At 58.9% G+C, this 19836-nt stretch carries 14 protein-coding genes; 9 read left to right on the forward strand and 5 right to left on the reverse strand.

Annotated features, from left to right (window positions below; genetic code table 11):
- The first annotated feature begins 136 nt into the window (after positions 1-136).
- The 4 genes from H8F27_RS06455 to H8F27_RS06470 all read left to right on the forward strand — a co-directional run bounded on the left by H8F27_RS06455 (position 137) and on the right by H8F27_RS06470 (position 8610).
- Positions 137-2914 (forward strand): cyclic nucleotide-binding domain-containing protein, encoded by a 2778-nt coding sequence (locus H8F27_RS06455; RefSeq protein WP_197152334.1) that lies wholly within the window; start codon positions 137-139, stop codon positions 2912-2914.
- Positions 2915-2979: 65 nt separating this feature from the next.
- The gene (locus H8F27_RS06460) at positions 2980-4737 is read left to right on the forward strand and encodes a diflavin flavoprotein (protein WP_197153404.1); all 1758 of its coding nucleotides are present in this window, start codon (positions 2980-2982) and stop codon (positions 4735-4737) included.
- Between the two features lie 170 nt (positions 4738-4907).
- A complete protein-coding gene (locus tag H8F27_RS06465) occupies positions 4908-6647 on the forward strand; it encodes a tyrosine-type recombinase/integrase (protein ID WP_197152343.1) in 1740 nt (579 codons plus the stop codon).
- A gap of 1588 nt (positions 6648-8235) precedes the next feature.
- Complete coding sequence (locus H8F27_RS06470) at positions 8236-8610, forward strand: hypothetical protein (protein WP_197152345.1); 375 nt, start codon at positions 8236-8238, stop codon at positions 8608-8610.
- Between the two features lie 527 nt (positions 8611-9137).
- On the opposite strand, the gene H8F27_RS06475 is transcribed toward H8F27_RS06470, so the two are convergent.
- Together H8F27_RS06475 and H8F27_RS06480 are read right to left on the reverse strand one after the other, a co-directional pair.
- Entirely contained in the window at positions 9138-9308 is a 171-nt protein-coding gene (locus H8F27_RS06475) for a hypothetical protein (protein ID WP_197152347.1), read from the reverse strand.
- A 181-nt stretch (positions 9309-9489) separates the two neighbouring features.
- On the reverse strand, positions 9490-10209 hold the full coding sequence (locus tag H8F27_RS06480) for a hypothetical protein (protein ID WP_197152349.1): 720 nt from the start codon (positions 10207-10209) through the stop codon (positions 9490-9492).
- Positions 10210-10616: 407 nt separating this feature from the next.
- On the opposite strand from H8F27_RS06480, the gene H8F27_RS06485 reads away from it, so the two are divergent.
- The 5 genes from H8F27_RS06485 (at position 10617) to H8F27_RS18120 (ending at position 16206) form a co-directional block, all read left to right on the forward strand.
- Positions 10617-12422: a diflavin flavoprotein gene (locus H8F27_RS06485; RefSeq protein WP_197152350.1), complete on the forward strand. Its 1806-nt coding sequence runs from the start codon at positions 10617-10619 to the stop codon at positions 12420-12422.
- Between the two features lie 121 nt (positions 12423-12543).
- Positions 12544-13536 (forward strand): efflux RND transporter periplasmic adaptor subunit, encoded by a 993-nt coding sequence (locus H8F27_RS06490; protein ID WP_197152358.1) that lies wholly within the window; start codon positions 12544-12546, stop codon positions 13534-13536.
- On the forward strand, positions 13533-14696 hold the full coding sequence (gene devC, locus H8F27_RS06495) for an ABC transporter permease DevC (protein ID WP_197152360.1): 1164 nt from the start codon (positions 13533-13535) through the stop codon (positions 14694-14696). The genes H8F27_RS06490 and devC overlap by 4 nt, the downstream gene beginning before the upstream one ends.
- Positions 14696-15397 (forward strand): ATP-binding cassette domain-containing protein, encoded by a 702-nt coding sequence (locus tag H8F27_RS06500; RefSeq protein WP_197152368.1) that lies wholly within the window; start codon positions 14696-14698, stop codon positions 15395-15397. The genes devC and H8F27_RS06500 overlap by 1 nt, the downstream gene beginning before the upstream one ends.
- Positions 15398-15492: 95 nt before the next feature.
- Positions 15493-16206, forward strand: coding sequence for a rubrerythrin family protein (locus H8F27_RS18120; protein ID WP_197152370.1), 714 nt, complete (start codon positions 15493-15495; stop codon positions 16204-16206).
- A gap of 43 nt (positions 16207-16249) precedes the next feature.
- Here the strand turns inward: H8F27_RS18120 and H8F27_RS06510 are convergent, their stop codons facing one another.
- From H8F27_RS06510 to gcvH, 3 genes are all read right to left on the reverse strand, one after another.
- Positions 16250-16444: a hypothetical protein gene (locus H8F27_RS06510; RefSeq protein ID WP_197152372.1), complete on the reverse strand. Its 195-nt coding sequence runs from the start codon at positions 16442-16444 to the stop codon at positions 16250-16252.
- Positions 16445-16538: 94 nt separating this feature from the next.
- Positions 16539-19442, reverse strand: coding sequence for an aminomethyl-transferring glycine dehydrogenase (gcvP, locus tag H8F27_RS06515; protein WP_197152374.1), 2904 nt, complete (start codon positions 19440-19442; stop codon positions 16539-16541).
- Entirely contained in the window at positions 19442-19831 is a 390-nt protein-coding gene (gene gcvH / locus H8F27_RS06520) for a glycine cleavage system protein GcvH (RefSeq protein WP_197152376.1), read from the reverse strand. Before gcvH ends, gcvP begins: the two co-directional genes overlap by 1 nt.
- Between the last annotated feature and the right edge of the window lie 5 nt (positions 19832-19836).

Consider the following 19836-nt stretch of genomic DNA (forward strand, 5'->3'; position numbering starts at 1 on the left):
GAAGCGAACCCTCCCAGGCCCGGCCCAATGCCGGGCCTTTTTTTGGGCCGCCGCCTGCGCCGGGCAGCCAACGTATGGATGAAAGATTATTGCCCTTGATGGACGCAACCTTGCTCACCATCGCCTGGGAGCTGCCTTGATCACCTGGTTCAACCGCTGGCCTGAAACCCAGGCAAGGATTGCCCGCTGGGCCCTGCTGCTGGGCTGGATCACCCTGATCGCCTTATTGCTGAAGCCGGGGCTGGGGCCCGCCTATCTCTCCCTCATCTGCGAGCAGTCGACCATCTGTCGCCCTGGCATCGGCAACGACCTCTTCTGGAATGTGGGCCTGCCGCTGGTGATCCTGGCGGTGGTGCTCAGCCATGAGCTTTGGCGGCGCATCTGCCCGCTTTCATTTGTCTCCCAGCTCTTCCGGGCCCTGGGCTGGCAGCGCACGGTGCTGAATCGGGCCGGCAAACCCCAAGTGGCGGCCATCTCGGAGTCATCCTGGCTGGCGCGCCACCACATCCAGCTGCAGTGGAGCCTGCTGATCGCCGGCCTGAGCCTGCGGCTGCTGATCGCCAATAGCAACGGGCCGATCCTGGCCCTGCTGTTTGCGGCGGCCCTGCTGGCAGCCCTGATCAGCGGCTGGGCCTACGGCGGCAAAACCTTCTGCCAATACCTCTGCCCCTTCGCGCCAGCCCAGAACATCCTCAGCGGACCACGCAGCCTTTTCAGCTCCCAGGCCCACCTCGGCGGCAGCAAGACGCCCCAGTCGATGTGCCGCACGGTGGGAGCCCAGGGCCAGGAGATCAGCACCTGCGTGGCCTGCGCCAAACCCTGCTTCGACATCGACGCCGAGCGCACCTACTGGCAGAGCCTGAGCGGCCAGCGGGGCATGGCCTGGGCCTGGTATTCCTGTCCCGGCCTGATCCTGGCGTTCTTTCTGCTGATCCAGAGCTACGCCCCGGCCGGAGCCAGCGGCCATGGGATCGACTACCTGCGCAGCAACCTGTTCACCTACGACGGCCGCCTTGCGGCCATGGCCTGGCAATCGCTGCTGCCGGCGGACTGGCCCCAGCTGCCGCGGATCCTGGCCGTGCCGGCCCTGTTGAGCGCCGGGGGACTTGTCTCAGAACGGCTGTTCCACCAGATCGAACAGCTACAGCGGCGGCGGCTCAAGGCCGCCACCCCGGAGCTGGCCAGGGAACGGGCGATCCACCGCACCCGGCTGCTGGCCACCTTCACGGCAATCAACACCTACTTCTTCTTCAAAGGCAATCTGTTCGACAGCGGCGGAGCGCTGAAGTCGCTCGAGCTGCAATTACTGATAGTGGCGATCAGTTCGGTGTGGCTGCATCGCAGCTGGGGGCGTGACCGCGTCCTGTACGAACGGGAGAGCACCAGCACCAGCCTGCGGCGGCGCCTGGCCAAGCTCGGGGCGGAACTGCAACCCCTGCTCGCCGGGCGCCAACTCGATGATCTCAGCCCCGGCGAGGTGTTCGTGCTGGCCAATGCCCTGCCGGCACAGGAAACCTCCCAGCGCCGCAGCATCTACCTCGATGTGCTGCGCGATCTGCTCAGCCAGGGGCGCCTGGATCGCACCGCCTCCCTCAAGACCCTGGCCGACCTGCGCAGCAGCCTGGGGCTCGATGACGCCGATCACCAGAGTGCCCTGGAGATCCTCACCAGCGAAGACCCCCGGCTCACCAGCCTGAGTCCCGAGGATCTCGCCAGCCTGAACTTCTGCCGCAACGCTGCCGCCCAGGAGATCGAAGACCTGCTGATCCTGAGCGGATCAACTGTGCTGCATCTCGACCGCCTCGATGCCCATGGCCGCGAGCGGCTCAACCGCATCCATATGGAAAGTGGCCTCGATGAGGCCAGCTGGGCCCAGCTGCTGAACGACTTCGGCCCAGGATCCCAATTCAGAGAACGGCAACTCAACCAGAGAGTGCAGACCGTGGGCCAGGCCCTGGCCCGCCGACAGAGCCTGGCCGACCTGAGCCAGCGACTGCCATTAGCCGCACCGCTGGTGCTCAGCCACGACCGCCAAATCGCCCGGTTCCTGCCGGACCTGGTGGCCCTGATCCACAGCGGCCTCACGGCCACAGGGGAGCAAGGGCCCGATGAAGCCTGCCTGGCCATGTTGCGCGGCCTCTCGCCCAACGTGCTGGCCTTCCTCGCCAGTGAGGATGCCACCACTACGGCGATCAACACCTGGCTCGATGGTGAGGTGCTGAGTCCGTCCAAGGTCTCCCCCCTGCCGGAAGCAGAGGGGACCCTGGAGGGGCTCTGGCTCGATAGCGACCCCAACGTGGCGCTCTGGGCCCTGATGGTGCTGCGTCAACTGGACGCCGATCGGGCGCAACGCCTCACTCAGGCAGCTCGCAGCGGCCTGCTGGCCAGCGGGACGCTGACAGCTTTCCTTCAGGGTGAAGAGCTGGCGAGCCGCGCCATCCTCACGGCGATTGCCGATCAGCCCCTGATCCAGCGCCTCGAGCCCAGCGCCCTGCTGGCCCTGCATCGCCTCTGCAGCCTGCGACAGTGGCGCCAGGGGGATCCGCTCGAGCGCCCTGGCGGCGGGGTGCTGATCCTGCTGGCGGGCCGCTGCGCTCAGCGCCAGAGCCTGATCCCGGGTTCGTCCCCGAAAACCCTCGCCGAGCATGGGCCCGGCTCAATCGTGGGGCTGGCCGATTATTTCGGGGACCGCAGCGGCTGGGCGCAGGCCAAGCCTGTGGCCAGCGCCGAGGGCTGCACCGCCCTGATGTTTAGCCGCAACGGCTTCAATGAACTCCTCGACGTGTCGCCGGTCTTCGAGCAGTCGCTGATCCGCGAACTGGCAATCAGCTGCGAATCCCTGCAGCGGACCTTGGAGACCGAACGCCAGCAGCACCAGCACCAGCGACTGCGCCGCAGGGGCAGCGAAGGGTGACCAGAGCTGGGGCGACCCTCCCTAGAGTTAGCTCCAGAGATGGAAATCCCATGGCAGCGAGCGCAATGGCCAGCAGCACCAAAGCCCCCGCGACCCCGCGCCTGAGCCTGCAGTGCGAGTCGATCGGGCCAGACACCACTGCGCTCCGCTCGCTCGACTGGGACCGCAGCCGCTTCGATATCGAATTCGGCCTACGCAACGGCACCACATACAACAGCTTCCTGGTGCGGGGCGAGCGCACCGCCCTGATCGACACCAGCCATCTCAAATTTGAGGCCACCTGGCTGCCCCTGCTGCAGGAGCAGATCGACCCCAAAGCGATCGATCACCTGATCGTTTCCCACACCGAACCCGACCACTCCGGCCTGATCGGCCACCTGCTTGACCTCAACCCCGAGCTCGAGATCGTGGCCTCCAAGGTGGCGATCGCCTATCTGGCCGACCAGCTGCACCGGCCCTTCAAAAGCCGGGCGGTGAAAAGCGGCGAAGAGCTCGATCTGGGCACCAATCCCGCAAGCGGCGTTCAACACCGCTTCGAATTCCTGAGTGCGCCGAACCTGCACTGGCCAGACACGATCTTTTCCTTTGACCACGGCAGCGGCATTCTCTACACCTGCGATGCCTTCGGCCTGCACTACTGCTCCGAGGAACTGTTCGACACCGACCCCGGCGCCATCGCCCCCGATTTTCGCTTCTATTACGACTGCCTGATGGGCCCCAATGCCCGCAGCGTGCTGCAGGCGCTCAAGCGCATGGACGCCCTGCCGCCGATCAGCACCATCGCCGTGGGCCACGGGCCCCTGCTGCGCCATCACCTGGGCCTCTGGCTGGATGACTACCGCAACTGGAGCAGCGAGCGCAGCACGGGCGAGGCCTACGCGGCGGTTTGCTACGTGAGCCAGTACGGCTTCTGCGACCGGCTCAGCCAGGCGATCGCCCGCGGCATCGGCAAGGCCGGCGCCGCCGTGCAGCTGGTGGATCTGCGCGCCAGCGACGCCCAGGAGCTCTCCGCCCTGATCGGTGAGGCCAGTGCCGTGGTGGTGCCCACCTGGCCCGCCAGCGCCGATGCCGAGCTGCAGGCCTCGATCGGCACCCTGCTGGCGGCCCTCAAAACCAAGCAGTGGGTGGGCTGCTACGACGCCTTCGGCGGCGACGATGAACCCATCGACACGGTCGCCAGCCAGCTGCGCGGCCTCGGCCAGAAAATCGCCTTTGAACCCCTGCGCGTGCGCCAGGTGCCGGGCGGCAGCGACTACCAGCGCTGCGAGGAGGCCGGCACCGACCTGGGCCAGCTGCTCACCAAGGCAAAGACCATCGCGGCGATGAAGTCCCTCGATGCCGACCTCGACAAGGCCCTCGGCCGCCTCGCCGGCGGGCTGTACGTGGTGACGGCCCGGCAGGAGACTGCCGAAGGTACGCGCAGCTCGGCCATGGTGGCCAGCTGGGTGAGTCAGGCCAGCTTTGAGCCCCCCGGCCTCACGGTGGCGGTGGCCAAGGACCGGGCGATCGAAGCCCTGCTGCAGGTGGACGATCGCTTCGTGCTCAACATCCTGCGGGAGGACAACCACCAGGAGCTGCTGCGCCATTTCCTCAAGCGCTTCCCGCCCGGCGCCGACCGCTTCGCCGGGGTGAGCACCCTCGAGGGCGCCGCCACCGGCGGACCGGTGCTCGGCGATGCCCTGGCCTACCTGGGCTGCCGCGTAGTGCAGCGGCTCGAAGGCCCCGACCACTGGATCATCTACGCCGAGGTAGAGCAGGGCAACGTGGCCGATACCGAGGCCAGCACCGCCGTGCACCACCGCAAGGTGGGGAACCACTACTGATTGCCACTTTAGGGGGGCAATCGCCCAGATCGACCTCTCTCACAACGGTTTACCCAATACGCTCGTAGCAGGTAGGGATTTGAAGACGCTTCAAAAAAGCGGTAGGATTTGGGCGTCCACTGGGAATTCGGGCACGGAATTTCCAGACCCGTTTAAGGAAGATTTGAAAATTGACCCCGCCCGACCAGCAGCAGCGGAGCATCGACGCCCTGTCAAATCTCCTTGACCTGAAGGGGTTGGATGCCAGCGACTTCATTGATGTCATCAACGTCCTGGGCAAAATCAAGCAAAGAGACGCCGCCAAAGAGGCAAAGGAAGAGGAAGAGCAAAAGGGCACAACCCATTACCTTGAAAAAGAGTTCGTTTTTGACACCAGAAGGGATGTATTTATATACAGATCTGGGGCGACGAAAAGCGGGAGATACTACGTAAGAATATACGACGAAAAGACAAAGCGGGATTTTGTCCAAAGTTTAAGGACAACCAATAGAATTGAGGCGCTGGCGAAAGCGGAAGAACTATATGCCGAAAGGAAAGACACTCTCAGAAGAGGCGTAAAGACAACCTCCATCAACACAAAAGAGTTAATAAGAATATACACCAACGAAAGAATGAAGACGATTACCTCGATTCCCCATCAAGGAATAACAAAAGAAAGTTACAACACCTTAATCAAACACCTAAAGTATTGGCAAGAATTTATCGATTTTAAAAAATACGGAAAGACCAAACTGGAGGACATTCCTCCAGACATCGGGAAAGGGTTTGGATTATGGATTAAGGAACTTCACAAACAGCGGTACGGAGGGCGAGAAAGAAGCAATGAAACCATCAATCACACGATAGCAGCAGTCAAAAAGATGTATCGAGACGTCGCCATCGACGAGAAATACATCACAATGGCAGAATTCCCGATCTTTAGGTACCTCAAGGTAAATAGAGAAAAAGCACACAAGCGAGACATCATTGAAGCGGAAGAGTTCACAATGCTTCGGCGATGGATGACAAATATATGGTGCCGAGAGAAGGGAATCAGCGAGTTAGAGCGCACAAAGAGATACATCTACAGTCACTATCTGGTAATTAATTACTACACAGGATGCCGTAACAAGGAGATGCTGGGGTTGCGCTGGGGCGATATCTCAACGATTAAACACGAAGACAAAGAGTCACAGCGAATCAACAGAGGGATATTCATCCCCGCCGAGAATTCAAAGACGGGCAGGTCAAGAACATGTGTCGCCCCAGTCGCCTTTCAATTTGAACGGATAAAAGAGCACTACAAAAAATTGGGAATCACAAAGTTTGGGAGAGAAGATTTTGTTTTCATCAATCTTGCCAAAACGAAACGTGGGACAAATACCCCATACGACCAACCCGCCATGGAGAAACGCCTCAAAGCAGTGATCGAGGGAAGTGGTCTCAAGAAGATATTGGACGAAACCGGAAGACATATCACACAGTATTCAGCACGTCATTACGCTGCTACCGATGCCCTCATGAGGGGCGTCTCGATCTATGATGTTGCCTTAAATCTCGGCACAAGCGTCCACTACATCGAGCAAACCTACTCCAAGATAACGGCACTCAAGAAAAGCGGCGAAATCACGAAAGGGCAGGGGATCCACAAGGTAATCGAAGAGAAAGCAGCAATACCAGATCGAAAATACGAAATCACCGAAGAAGGCAATGTCAAAGTCGGAGATCTGGAATACAGCGAAGACCCAGAGTTCCTAAAACTTAACTATGAAGGTTATTATAAAAAGAGAGACATCGAATTTCAAAAAGAGGATGACTACGCCTGGTTAGAGGTGATGGAAGGGGACAGTAGGATTCCCAGAGAAGATGTCAATAAAGAAAGAGAGCGACTTAAGTGGAAATGGAATGGGCGAGAAGAAACAGGGGAATAAGTGTCACCACAGTTCCCCCGACTGCTCCAATCTCCGTTTCGCCCGCTGTTTCATCACTTGGTTGATCCTCGCTTGATGCCCTGCTTGCTGCTGGGGAGATCTCATCGGCGGCAATTTGGTGATCTTTGGTGCTGTTGGTGAGTTGGGCATCACAGGAGGGCCCTGGTGGACGCCAGGAGAGTCCTCAAGGCGCTTTTGAACAGGCGGCAGTGTTCCCTGCCATGAAAAGTCAGGAGGGTTCTCTGGGAGCACTCCCTGGCGCTTCAGGACGGTTTCCAGTGTTGGACAGTTCGTGTGCTTACCCGTAGTCCCCAGAGCATCTCGCTGGCGTACATACGCCTCAAAGTGCCTTGGGAAATGATCCTCCAGGAACTTGGTGAAGGAAACGCCCTTGTTACAGCGAAAGCACCTGTAGTTCCAAGCGGTTCCTCCAGACACCTGATACAGAGAGCCTTTGACCCTGCCCACAGTCATTGTACGACCCTTGTGGTCTTTGCTTCCATGCTGGCAATACGGGCATTGGAACTTGTATCCATTTTGTGTCTTTGTGAAAAACCCAAGTGAATACGAGATTCCTTGAATGATTGATTCTTCGATAGTCATATTTGCTAATTCGACGTTCTGACAGTATAACACAGAATTCCTAATCTGTAAATCATGAAAATTATAAATAACCTTGTAGAGGTTTAACAGAGATATACCCTTGTTAATCCCTTGTGTTCATCAGGTACTTGACAAGATCCTTGAAAACTGATACAATTAACCTTGTAAGGGGTTCAACAGGATCTTAACTTTGTTCAATGCTTAAGTTCTTGGTTTTCTAAAGTCAATTCAAAGCTGGAGTCCTTGAGTCCTCTCTAAAGAGAATTCATTGAAAACCAAAAGACATCCTAAAGTGTAATCAATAAAACACAATCAAATCAAAATCAGGATTACTTTAAATAATTTCCCAAAAAGTTTCTCAAAGCATACCTCAATAAAACCATAAGTAAATTATCAACATCAAAACAATTGATTCTATTTAGATAAACCCAGTAGAACTCTTGAAAACACTTTAAAATACAATTTTATATGTACTTCAGAAGTGTACCTAAGGTTGCTCTCTATTAAAATCAATTGATTCAGTTTAAAAATGATTCATGAATAAATAACTGTAGATAACATAAGGAAAAACATGAGGTCATTCCCAAAAGTAAAACAGATCAGTTTTAAAGAACGTGAATACCAGATGCTTCTAAAGCATCAAGAAGATCTAATGGATCTATACAAGTTAGATATTAGCGGTCTCTATAAGACCCTTCTTCGTGAAAAGCACAGAGAGGTCTTTGGGTCACCCATGAGGTCAAACTAAGAAAAGAACAACACACAATCAAATATTGCCATAAGGTCAAGATGAAAAACAAGAAACTTATACATGAACTGCTTCACTACCTGTATTCAGAAAGAGAGAAGATAGAATCCACTGGATATCGTATTGATCAGGATTTACGAAAGTCCTATCGCTTTATAAATGAAGAGATCCAGAATCTACAGATGATGCTCTTTGAGCATGAGTACACTCAATTCAGTGATCGCTTAGAAGAACTGTTTGAAGGTTCTCCTGGATTCACCAAAAAGGAGAAGAGTGATGCTGTTTAGGGATTATATTGAATTGCTATATCAGGCATATCTTCAGGACAAGGGGTATCTCCAGACGCTGAGGGACAAGATCAAATCTGAAGAATTTAATAAGGATCAAATGTATGATCCAGCATTTGTAGATGATTGGAAATCAATTGATCCTACGAATCCTGAAACTCATCACAGCAACAGAATCAAATTCCATCGAAATAATATCTACGACCCTCAGCAAGGTATCTACACCTATGAGCATCACCAGGATGCCAGAGAAAAACTGAGGGTCATTAGAGAGTGTCTATCAAGGAGGAGAGAGCGTGATAAGCATCAAAAATCCAAAGGTTGAAAAGTGGATCGATGAGATCCTCAAGCGATCCAAGTTCTCCGACCCACAGGAGTACCTGGAGCACCGAGTCAAGCAGGATTATGAGTCAGTGATGAAGAACAAGAAGTTAGCGTAGAGGTTCATATGATTACTTTTAAGGAACTCCGCCGTCGCCTGAATGAGGTCACAATTGAGCGGAGTATCTTCGACGACCTTGAGGAATTGCTCGATCTGATCGAAGGCACTTGCTATGTGTACAGAACTGACACGAACGCTGTTCTGGCAAGAGGCATCCCTGATTACGATTCAGCAAAAGACAGGGCAAATAAGATACGAAAATCATTGAACCTGAAATGGGATCAGGTTAGATTTCGGATGGAAAGAAAACAGCTACTCAGTTCGGTGTGAGTGGCGACGGAAAGTCCTTCACGAACAACAAAGGCGAAAGATATCCGATTCAATATTCACGAAAATATTCGCCATCCAAGAGGGGACGCTTCCAATCCTATTTTGATAAAGACAGCAACGATCATGATTTATCGTAACTTTCAGGGTTCAAGCAGATCCATCAACCGCCCTTCGTCATCAACCAACCGATGACACTTCCCTGTTGATTGGGCAAGACGCAGAGCAACCCGATAGGCATCCGCCTGGTTCTGCTTGGTCTGGAAGTTCTTCCAGTTTCCATTTTGGTCTTGCCACTCAATTTGGATGCTCATCGGATCACCCCCACAACTCAAGACCTATCCAGACAATGCTGCCGCTCTCCTCAAGAACGAGGATGCTTCTAGCTCAGCAGCAGGTGCTGGAGCAACATCCGCCGTTGGTGGAAGCGGCGTAGTTACTGGGCGGGGGACTGGGAGGTGGCTACCAAATAGCAATCCCTCGCCGAATGCCACTTTATTTATTCATAATCAATGATTTCTGTATATCTACTATTCCTGTTCCGCTCCAGTGACCAAAAGACGTGGCATCGATCTTGGGAGAACCTATTGATCTCCAGAGCATCCACATGTTTTCAAACCTAATATCATCCAGGAGTAATAGACGACTTTTTTCGGAAAGCTTGGTATCGCTTAGTAATTTCAAGAACTCATATTCAAAACTGCCATCTTTTGGAGCATCGCAAAAGATAAGATCAGCTTTGTCAAGTAGTGCTGCGTATTTATTGAACACACTCGGGCGGCTTAGATCATCCAAATGCTGAACAAAGTTACGCTCATTAAAATCTTTACTCTTTAAATGAGAATCGAACTTGTCATAAGCATGAATGTCAAAGGTGTGAATCTCTGCGTCAGGTGATGAATAGTCAAGCATAATTCTTGATGACATGCCAGTAAAAGTTCCAATATCAACCAAGCACTTGGGATCTGTTGTCGAAACTAATCCTGCCAGTAATCTATAGTGCTCGCCTGGATAAATATTGTAGTATATGCTATCCTGTTTGTCACTTGAAGAGTTGATTTGTATAATAGAAGCCCTAACAGAGCTTTGAGCAAGGATATTAATGAGCTTGTCGCAATTTTGCGTTGAAGGGTCATCGTCTAAGCTAGAGATGATAGATGGCAGAGTATGGCGAGAGCTCTTAATAGCCGTTTTTAAATGCGTGCTCTTAAACATCTTGAAAAATGATTTTTAGTAGCTTAACTTACTTGCCCCTCTGGACGCCTGATACCGATTGGACTGCTGGTAGCGGAACAGGGCGGGGGCAGTCGTGACGAACCCTGTTTCCAGGCAGCGGAACAGCAGTGTCTGCCCACGGAGATTTCGGTTTCTGGGTGGTGTGGCAGTCACGAGGACGGGATTGCCTCTCTCGGTAGTGTCCGCTGTTTTTCGCCCTCTATCGGTAGAGGTTGTGTCGGTTTGGCGGGTGAAGGGTTGCCTGCCTCGTCACCTCTGCTCTACCTACCGATAATGGGGGGAGAACTGGCAGAACGAGGAATTTAAAAGGTGGGGATCCCATTTCAAAAAGATTTGAAGGCACTTACAAAAGCAGTGCTGGACAAGAAGGTCGGGATTCACTACTGATGGGCAGCCCTGCCGACCCCAGCAGCGCGCGCCGCGTCATCCAGCTGCCCCTGGAACCGGGGCTGATCTGCCTCAAGGGGCTCAGCCCCAGCCGGCTGCGCTTCGAGGTGGAATACGGCCTGGAGCGGGGCACGACTGCCAACAGCTTCCTGTTCACCGCTGGGCCCTTGCTGGTGCACCCGCCCGGGGCCTCCTTTGCCGAGCCCTTCCTGGCCGAGCTGACGACCCTGGTGCCAGCCAATGCAGCCCTGAAGGTAGTGGTGGGCCACGTCAACCCCAACCGGGTGGCCCTGCTGCGCCAGCTGGCAAGCCGCTGGCCCCAGCTGCAACTGGTGAGCTCCAACCCCGGCGCCCGCCTGCTGGCGGAGCTCTGGAGCCAGCAGAAACCCAGCCCCGCCGGCAGCGAGCTGGCCCAGGTTCCGATCCCACCCCTACCGCCGATTGAGGTGGTCAAACAGGAAACCAGCAGCAGCTTGGCCGATGGCCACTCCCTGCGCCTGATCCCGACACCCACCCCGCGCTGGCCCGATGGCCTGATGGTCTTCGAGGAAACAGGCGGCCTGCTGATCAGCGGCAAGTTCTTCGCCGCCCACCTCTGCAGCGAGAGCTTCGCCGAGGCCAACCGCAGCAGCACCGAAGAAGACCGACGCTACTTCTACGACTGCCTGATGGCACCGATGGCCCGCCAGGTGGAGGCGGTGGTTGAGCGCATCGAAGAGCTCGACCTGCGCTCCATTGCCCCCGGCCATGGCCCGGCGATCAGCGAGAGCTGGCGCAGCCTGCTGCGGGACTACCACCTCTGGGGCGCAACCCAGGAGCGGGCGCGCCTTTCAGTGGCCCTGCTGTTCGCCAGCGCCTACGGCAACACCGCCGCCATTGCCGATGGGCTGGCCCAGGGGGTGGCTCGCACCGGCGTGCGGGTGGAGAGCATCAATTGCGAATTCAGTGAGCCCGACCAGCTGCTCGCCGCGATCCGCAGCTGTGACGCGATCCTGATCGGCTCGCCCACCCTGGGCGGCCATGCCCCCACTCCGATTGTTTCGGCCCTGGGCACGGTGCTGGCCGAAGGCGATCGGGCCAAACCGGTGGGGGTCTTCGGCAGTTTCGGCTGGAGCGGCGAAGCCCTCGATCTGCTCGAAAGCAAGCTGCGTGATGGCGGCTTCCAGTTCGCCTTTGATCCGATCAAGGTGAAGTTCAGCCCCGATGCGGCCAGCCTCAAAGCCATCGAGGAAACGGGCACCGCCCTGGGCCGCCGCCTGCTCAACGAGCAGCGGCAGAGCCTGAAGCGCAGTGCGGCCGGCGGCCTCAGTGACAGCCGCAGCAACCCGGCCGTGCAGGCCCTGGGCCGGGTGGTGGGCTCCCTCTGCGTGCTCACCACCAGCAAAGGGGAGGGCCAGAGCCGCCTGGGCGGGGCCATGGTGGCCAGCTGGGTGAGCCAGGCCAGCTTTACGCCGCCGGGGCTCACCGTGGCGGTGGCGAAAGACAGGTCGGTGGAGACCCTGCTCCACAGCGGCGATCACTTCGCCCTCAACGTGCTGGCGGCCGGCCGCGAATCAGGACCCATGAAGCAGTTCCTCAAGCCCTTTGCCCCCGGCGCCGATCGTTTCGCCGGCCTCAACCTGGAGCAGAGCCCGGGGGGGCAGCCGATCCTGCCGGAGGCCCTCGCCTGGCTGGAGGCCACGGTGCGGCAGCGGATGGAATGTGGCGACCACTGGCTGCTCTATGCCGAAGTGATCCGGGGGGGCGTCCTCGATGCCAGTGGCAACACGGCCGTGCACCAGCGCCGCAGCGGCGCCAACTACTAACGGGTGCCAACTTCTGACATGTGCCAACTAGACAGGCCCCCTGGGAACAGTTCCCCCTGGGCCCCGCTGGGGAGGGCCTGCTCCATCCTCGGCCATACTTCGATCACTGCCCAGGGCATGGATGGGTCGCCGTTTGTCCATATCGCTCTCCCTCCTATTGGCGGGTGGAGTTCTGGCCGGGTGTAACGGTTCCCAAAATCCGCCCCAATCTGAGGCGGCGCTCCTGCCCAGACAGATTTCCGCCATCGGGCGCATTGAGCCCCTCGGAGGCATCAGCAAGGTCTCCGTTCCGAGCTCGCTGATCAACGATCCCGTCCGTGAAATCCTGATTCAAGAGGGAGATCGCGTCGAGGCCGGGCAACCCCTGGCCATTCTCGAAAGCATTGATCCCCTCAGTGCCACGGTGCGTAAATCCGAGGCTTCCTTGCAGGTTGCCCAACGCAAACTCTCAGCTCAGGAAAGCGTGATCCGGCGCTACCGCGCCGACCTGGGCCAGGCCGAGGCGGAAGCGCGCCGAGCACGGGAGTTGTTTGCCTCTGGAGCCACCAGCGCAAACAGAATGGAGGCTCAAGTAGCAGAAGCCGAGAGCGCCAGCGCCCAGCTCGAGCAGGCGATCGCCGATCGGGCAACCCTGGATGCCGAACTTGTCGAGAGCCGGGCCAGCCTGGCGAAAGACAAAAGTGAACTAGCCAAGGCCACCATACGGGCGCCCTATGCCGGCACTATCTTCAAAATCAATGCGCGCGCCGGCGACAAAGTTGGAGACTCAGGGCTTGTCGAAATGGGAAACACCAAACAAATGGGTGTGATCGCTGAGGTTTATCAAACTGACCTACCAGAAATACGCTTGGGCCAGGAGGCAACCATCACTGCCGATGGATTCCCAGGCAAGACCGGCCGAGGCCGCGTCACGGAAATTTCCCGCCAGATCAGCCGCCAAAGTGTATTTAGTGGGGAGTCGGGTGAAAACGTCGACCGCCGGGTTGTCGAAGTCAAGATCGCCCTTCCCGAAAACGCCATGGCAAAAGCCAGTCGGGTCAATTACCTGCAGGTGAATGTGCTGTTCGCGCCCCTAACAGCAGCGCAGCGACAGATGCGCCCGGCGCAGTTATGAACCTGCTGGGCAGTCGCACACCTGTGGCGTGGCTGCAACTCAGCCACCGCCCCCTCCGGCTTCTGGCCGCTATTGCTGGGGTGAGTTTCGCCAATGTGCTGGTCTTCTTCCAGCTCGGACTCTCCGGTTCGCTCTACGACAGCCAAAAACGGCCCATCGATCAAATCAGTGGCCAACTGGTCCTCGTCCCGCAGCGATACACCAACCTGGGCGAACCTCTCAATTTCTCCAGGGCCCAACTCGTTCGGGTCCGAGGGGTTCAAGGTGTTGCTGGTGTCACACCTCTGTATATCGGTAAAGCCGACTGGCTCAACAGGGATACCCGTCAGAGTAAGCAAGCACTTGTCTTTGGGGTCACCCCAGAGAATCCAGCTATGAAGCTGCCTATCCTCCAACAAAACAAAACACTGCTCAAGCAGCCAAACACCCTCTTCTTCGATTCAGCATCGAAAAAAGCAGCTGGATCGGTCGTGCAGACCCTGGCGACGGGCAGCAGCTATCTGACTGAATTGCGCGGCCAACAGGCCAAGGTGGTGGGGATCTTCAAACTCGGACTCACCTTTGCCGCCGACATCAACGTGATCATGTCTGCAGCCAATTTTCAGACCTACTTCCCTGAAAAGAGCAACGATGACATCCAATTAGGTGTGATCCAGCTCAGTGCTGGCGCCAATGAAGCCCAGGTCCAGGCAACGATCTCCAGGTTTTTGGATCCCTCACTCCAGGTGCTGACGATCCAGCAGCTCAAAGAACGTGAAATGAGCCATTGGCAGCGCAATACCTCCTTTGGCTTGATCTTCAACCTGGGCGTGCTTGTGGGCCTGGCTGTTGGGGCAATCATTGTCTACCAGATTCTCTACTCAGACGTTGGCGATCACCTCAGCGAGTACGCCACCATGAAAGCCATCGGCTATGGCGACAACTTCGTTGTGGGGATCATTCTTCAAGAGTCCCTGCTCCTGGCAACCTTGGCCTTCTTACCCAGCGTGTTGCTTTCTATGCTGCTGTACCAAGTCCTGGTGCGTGCCACAGGGCTCCTGGTGGCCATGACCCTAGGCCGGGCCCTGTTTGTTTTTTGCCTCACCCTTGTGCTGTGCAGCGCCTCCGGATGGCTCGCCACAGGGAAGCTGCGGCGTCTTGATCCTGCCGAGGTTTTTTGATGGCCACCTCAGGGGAAAGCCCCCTCGTGGAAATTGCAGGCCTAAACCATTGGTTTGAAGAGGCGGGCAGACCCAAACAGGTGCTGCGCAACATCAACCTCAGCGTCCATCCTGGGGAAATATTAATCTTGACTGGACCCTCGGGTTCAGGCAAAACCACCCTGCTGACCATGGTGGGAGCCCTACGGGCAGCCCAAGAGGGCAGCTTGCAGATATTTGGCCAAGAGCTAAGGCAGGCGTCAAGCCAACAGCTCACGCAGTTGAGGCGCCAGGTGGGCTTCATCTTTCAAGCCCACAATCTGATGCCCTACCTCTCAGCCCTCCAAAACGTCCGGCTTGGCTTGGAGGTGCTGCCAGACTGGCTGCGGCAGGGACGCTCCGCCATGGATAAACGTTGCCAGCAAGGGCTCGAGCAAGTGGGCCTGGGCCATCGCCTCCATTACGCCCCCGCCAAACTTTCGGGCGGCCAGAAACAACGGGTCGCCATTGCCAGGGCCCTGGTAGCGGGGCCCAGGTTGTTGCTGGCCGACGAACCCACCGCCGCCTTGGATCGCGAATCCGGCAGGGAGGTGGTGGATCTGTTCCAACGCCTTGCCAAGGAGCAGCAAGCAGGAATTGTGATGGTGACCCACGACAACAAAGTGCTGGATATTGCCGATCGCATCGTGGCCCTTGAAGCCGGCGCCCTGGTTGAAGACTGACCCCAACTACCCCGCACGCCGCCAACAGCCACGCACGCCCCCAACTCATACCGAGTCCGACTTAGCCTATATTGGTCGAGCTGCCCTCCCAGCCCATGGACATCGCCAAGCCCAGCACCGCTGCCAACCTGGAAGCCGCCTTTGGCGGCGAGAGCATGGCCAACCGCAAATACCTGTTCTTTGCCGAGGTGGCCAAGCAGGTTGGCCATAGCGAGTTGGCCAAGTTGTTTCGCGACACCGCCGCCCAGGAAACCGAGCACGCCTTCGCCCACTTCCGGCTGCTGCACCCGGAGCTGGTGATCAGCGATCCGGCGAGCCTCAGCGAAGACCAAAAGCAGGCCCTGCTCAGCCGCTGCCTGGAGCTGGCGATCGAGGGCGAAACCTACGAGTACACCACCATGTACCCGGATTTCGCCGCCCAGGCCCGCGCCGATCAAGACTCCGGCGCCGCGGCTGAGTTCCAGGAACAGGTGGAAGAATCCGAGCAACATGCCGGCATCTTCCGCACAGCCGCCAAAAACTTCGGCCTGCTCACCCCAATTGAGCAGCACCACGCCGAGCGCTACGGCATTGCCCTGGAAGCCCTGCAGGGCAAGGGAGTGGCAGGGGAAGCAGCCACTCCCGTGGCCGGCAAATGGATCTGCAAGCTGTGCTCAATGATCTACGACCCAGCCGTAGGCGATCCGGATTCCGGAATTGCCCCGGGCACCGCCTTCGAAGCCATCCCCGACTCCTGGCGATGCCCGATCTGCGGGGCCCGCAAGGCCAGCTTTATTCCCTACCGCGAACCGGAATTGCTCGCCGCCTAAATCAGGGAGCTTTATTCAGGCTGTTTTGATCAAGCTGTTTTGGTCAAGCAGCCTGGGGCGGCGGCGTTGGATCGGTGTGCCTCTGGAAGGGCAGCACCAGGGTGGCCCAGTGGTCGGGCCGCTTGGGTCGGGGGCGCCGGGAACGGCGCACCCCAAAGGGCACGCGCACCACATTGGTGCCCTCCACTCTCAGGGTTTTGCCCTCCCCGGTTTCAGACCCGCCGTCATTGCCCTTCATGGTCCCCCAACAAAAAATTGGCGTCTGCCAGGCGAAGCAGATTGAACCCAGTGTGCGCCATCTGGGCCCCCCTGACCAGGCCCCCTGAGCAGCCTTACGCCACCACTTGGGCCATTTCCTCAACTGAAGGGCAGGAGCAGACCAGATTCCTGTCGCCATAGGCATTGTCGATCCTGGCCACCGCCGGCCAGAACTTGTTGGCCTGCTGGGTTTCGCCGGCGGGGAAGGCTGCCTGCTGGCGGGAATAGGGACGGTCCCAGACGTCGGCGGTCACCGCGGCCAGGGTGTGGGGCGCCCGCTTGAGCGGGTTGTTGAGGGGGTCGGCCTGGGCAGCCTCGATCGCCGCGGCCTCCTGGCGAATCGCCACCATGGCTGCGCAGAAGCGATCCAGCTCTGCTAGCGACTCACTCTCGGTGGGCTCCACCATCACCGTGCCGGCCACGGGCCAGCTCACCGTTGGGGCATGGAAGCCGTAGTCCATCAGCCGTTTGGCCAGGTCATCGACCTCCAGGCCGATGCTGCGCTTGAGGGGGCGCAGATCGAGAATGCATTCGTGGGCCACCCACCCATTGGCGCCCCAAAACAGCACCGGAAAGTGGGGATCCAGGCGCTTGGCAATCACATTGGCCGCCAGCAAGGCCACCTGGCTGGCAGTGCGCAAGCCGCTTCCTCCCATCATGCGGATGTACATCCAGCTGATCGGCAGGATGCTGGCGCTGCCCAGGGGTGCGGCGGACACCTGGGCAGCGCCAGCCCCATCCGAGCCTGGCAGGAAGGGCACCAGGTGGCTTGCCACCGCGATCGGACCCACCCCCGGACCACCGCCGCCATGGGGGATGCAGAAGGTCTTGTGCAGGTTGAGATGGCAGACATCAGCCCCATAGGAGCCGGGCTTGCAGAGCCCCACCTGGGCGTTGAGGTTGGCGCCGTCGAGATACACCTGGCCTCCGTGGTCGTGGACCAAATGGCAGACCCTGCGCAGATCGGCCTCAAACACTCCATGGGTGGATGGGTAGGTGATCATCAAGGCCGCCAGCTCGCCGGCATGGGCCTTGACCTTGGCGGCCAAATCCACCTCATCAATGGCGTCGTCCTGGCAGGCGACAGGCACCACCTGCATGCCCGCCATCACCGCACTGGCAGGGTTGGTGCCATGGGCGCTAACCGGAATCAAACACACCTTGCGGTGGCCTTCGCCGCGACTGCGATGCCAGGCCCGGATGGCCAGCAGCCCGGCGTATTCCCCCTGGGAGCCAGCATTCGGTTGGAGCGACACGCCTGCAAATCCGGTGATCGCTGCCAACCAGCCCTCGAGTTGGGCGGCCAGTTGTTGGTAACCGGCGGTCTGGGAAGGCGGAGCAAAGGGATGCAACTGGCCAAAGGCTGGCCAACTCACGGGCGCCAGTTCAGCCGCCGCATTGAGCTTCATGGTGCAACTGCCCAGGGGAATCATCCCGTGGATCAGCGACAGGTCTTTGCCGACCAGGCGCTGGATGTAGCGGAGCAGTTCGGTTTCGCTGCGGTATTGGTGAAACACGGCCTGGCTGAGCCAGGGGGCCCTTCGCCGGGGCAGGTCCGACCAGGCCTGCTCAACACTGGCCTGAGCCAGAGCTGCAACACAGGCGTTCTGGGCCTGGGCAGCCTGGTCGGCCCCTTCCGCCAGGGACGCCAACAAGGCTTGCAACTCCTCGAGCGAACTGAGCTCATCGAGACTGATACCCACAGCCGCACCGGCCGAGCGGAGATTGAAACCAGCCGCCAAGGCGCGGGCTACCAGGGCGTCCGGATTGGGGGGGCGCACGGTGAGGGTGTCAAAACCTGGTTCGCCGTCCGGCGCCAGGCCCAGGGCCCCCAGGCCGGCAGCCAAGGCGGATCGCAGCCCCACCAAGCGGCTGGCAATGGCCGTCAAACCGTCCGGACCGTGGTGCACGGCATAGAAGCCGGCCATGACCGCCAGAAGCACCTGGGCCGTACAGATATTGCTGGTGGCCTTGTCGCGGCGGATGTGCTGCTCCCGGGTTTGCAGGGCCAAGCGCAGCGCAGGTCGGCCCTCGGCATCTAGGGATTGGCCCACCAGACGCCCGGGGATCTGGCGCTTGAAGGCAGCGGTGGTGGCAAAAAACGCGGCATGGGGGCCGCCAAAGCCCATGGGCACCCCAAAGCGTTGGGCACTGCCCACGGCAATATCCGCCCCCAGCTCACCCACCGGAGCCAGCAACACCTGAGCCATCGGATCAATGGCCACGGCCGTGATCACCCCTGCCAGCCGCGCCGCGGCCAGCAGGGGAGACGGATCCCACAGGCCTCCCCCGGCTCCCGGCAGCTGCAACAAGATCCCAAAAACGTCCCCAGCCAGGGTTGGGGCAACAGCCCCAGGCCCCGACCCCGCCAGCGCCTGGGCATCGATCAACTCCAATTCGATGCCCAGAGGCTCGGCGCGGGTCTGGAGTACGGCCAGGGTTTGGGGGAAGACGGCCTGATCCACCAAAAAACGCAGGGCCTGGGGCCGCTTGCAGACCGACCGGGCCAGGGCCATGGCCTCTGCGGCAGCGGTGGCCTCATCGAGCAGGGAGGCATTGGCAATCGGCAGCCCGGTCAACTCGCAGATCAGGGTCTGGAAATTGAGCAGGGCCTCAAGCCGGCCCTGGGCGATTTCAGCCTGATAGGGGGTGTAGGCCGTATACCAAGCGGGATTTTCAAAGACGTGACGCTGGATCACCGCCGGGGTGGCCGTGCCGTAATAACCCTGGCCAATCAAGCTGCGCACCACCTGGTTGTGGCCTGCGATAGCTGCCAGTTCAGCCAGGGCCTGGGCCTCACTGCAGGGCTCGGGCAAACCCACCAAGGCCTCCCCGGGGGGCAGCAAGATGTCGGCCGGCACTATCTGGGCGGCCAGGTCTTCGAGGCTGGCCGCACCCACCTCCGCCAGCATGCGGCGCTGGTCCTCAGCCGAGGGGCCGATGTGACGGCTCTCAAAGGTTGCAGGCGAAGTCTCCATCAGGCTCCCTGCACCTTGGCGCCGTAGGCCTGGGCATCCATCAGGCCCTCGAGCTGGGCCGGATCGGCCGGCTGCAGCAGCAGTAGCCAGCCCTCGCCATAGGGGTCCTGCTGCAGCTCCTCGGGGCTGGCCAGCACGGCCTCATTGCGGGCCAGCACCACCCCGCCCACGGGCGCCAGTAGGTCTTCCACCGCCTTCACCGATTCCACACTGCCGAAGCTGGCCCCCTGCTGGACCGTGGCACCCACCTCGGGCAGTTCCACAAACACAATGTCGCCGAGCTGGTCGACGGCAAAGGAACTCAGGCCCAGCCGCAGCCGCTCGCCCTCAGGGCGCACGTACTCGTGGCTGTCGGCGTAGCGGCAATCGCCGGGGAAGGTGAGCGCCATCGCCT

The sequence above is a fragment of the Synechococcus sp. CBW1108 genome (assembly GCF_015840335.1).
Classification (GTDB): domain Bacteria; phylum Cyanobacteriota; class Cyanobacteriia; order PCC-6307; family Cyanobiaceae; genus Cyanobium_A.

Coding starts and splice junctions, on each gene's coding strand:
- H8F27_RS06480 (WP_197152349.1), bottom strand. CDS start 10,209: ATGTTTAAGAGCACGCATTTAAAAACGGCTATTAAGAGCTCTCGCCAT.
- devC (WP_197152360.1), top strand. CDS start 13,533: ATGAACCTGCTGGGCAGTCGCACACCTGTGGCGTGGCTGCAACTCAGC.
- H8F27_RS06510 (WP_197152372.1), bottom strand. CDS start 16,444: ATGAAGGGCAATGACGGCGGGTCTGAAACCGGGGAGGGCAAAACCCTG.
- H8F27_RS06490 (WP_197152358.1), top strand. CDS start 12,544: ATGGGTCGCCGTTTGTCCATATCGCTCTCCCTCCTATTGGCGGGTGGA.
- H8F27_RS06475 (WP_197152347.1), bottom strand. CDS start 9,308: ATGAGCATCCAAATTGAGTGGCAAGACCAAAATGGAAACTGGAAGAAC.
- gcvP (WP_197152374.1), bottom strand. CDS start 19,442: ATGGAGACTTCGCCTGCAACCTTTGAGAGCCGTCACATCGGCCCCTCG.
- H8F27_RS06500 (WP_197152368.1), top strand. CDS start 14,696: ATGGCCACCTCAGGGGAAAGCCCCCTCGTGGAAATTGCAGGCCTAAAC.
- H8F27_RS18120 (WP_197152370.1), top strand. CDS start 15,493: ATGGACATCGCCAAGCCCAGCACCGCTGCCAACCTGGAAGCCGCCTTT.
- H8F27_RS06485 (WP_197152350.1), top strand. CDS start 10,617: ATGGGCAGCCCTGCCGACCCCAGCAGCGCGCGCCGCGTCATCCAGCTG.
- H8F27_RS06460 (WP_197153404.1), top strand. CDS start 2,980: ATGGCCAGCAGCACCAAAGCCCCCGCGACCCCGCGCCTGAGCCTGCAG.
- gcvH (WP_197152376.1), bottom strand. CDS start 19,831: ATGGCGCTCACCTTCCCCGGCGATTGCCGCTACGCCGACAGCCACGAG.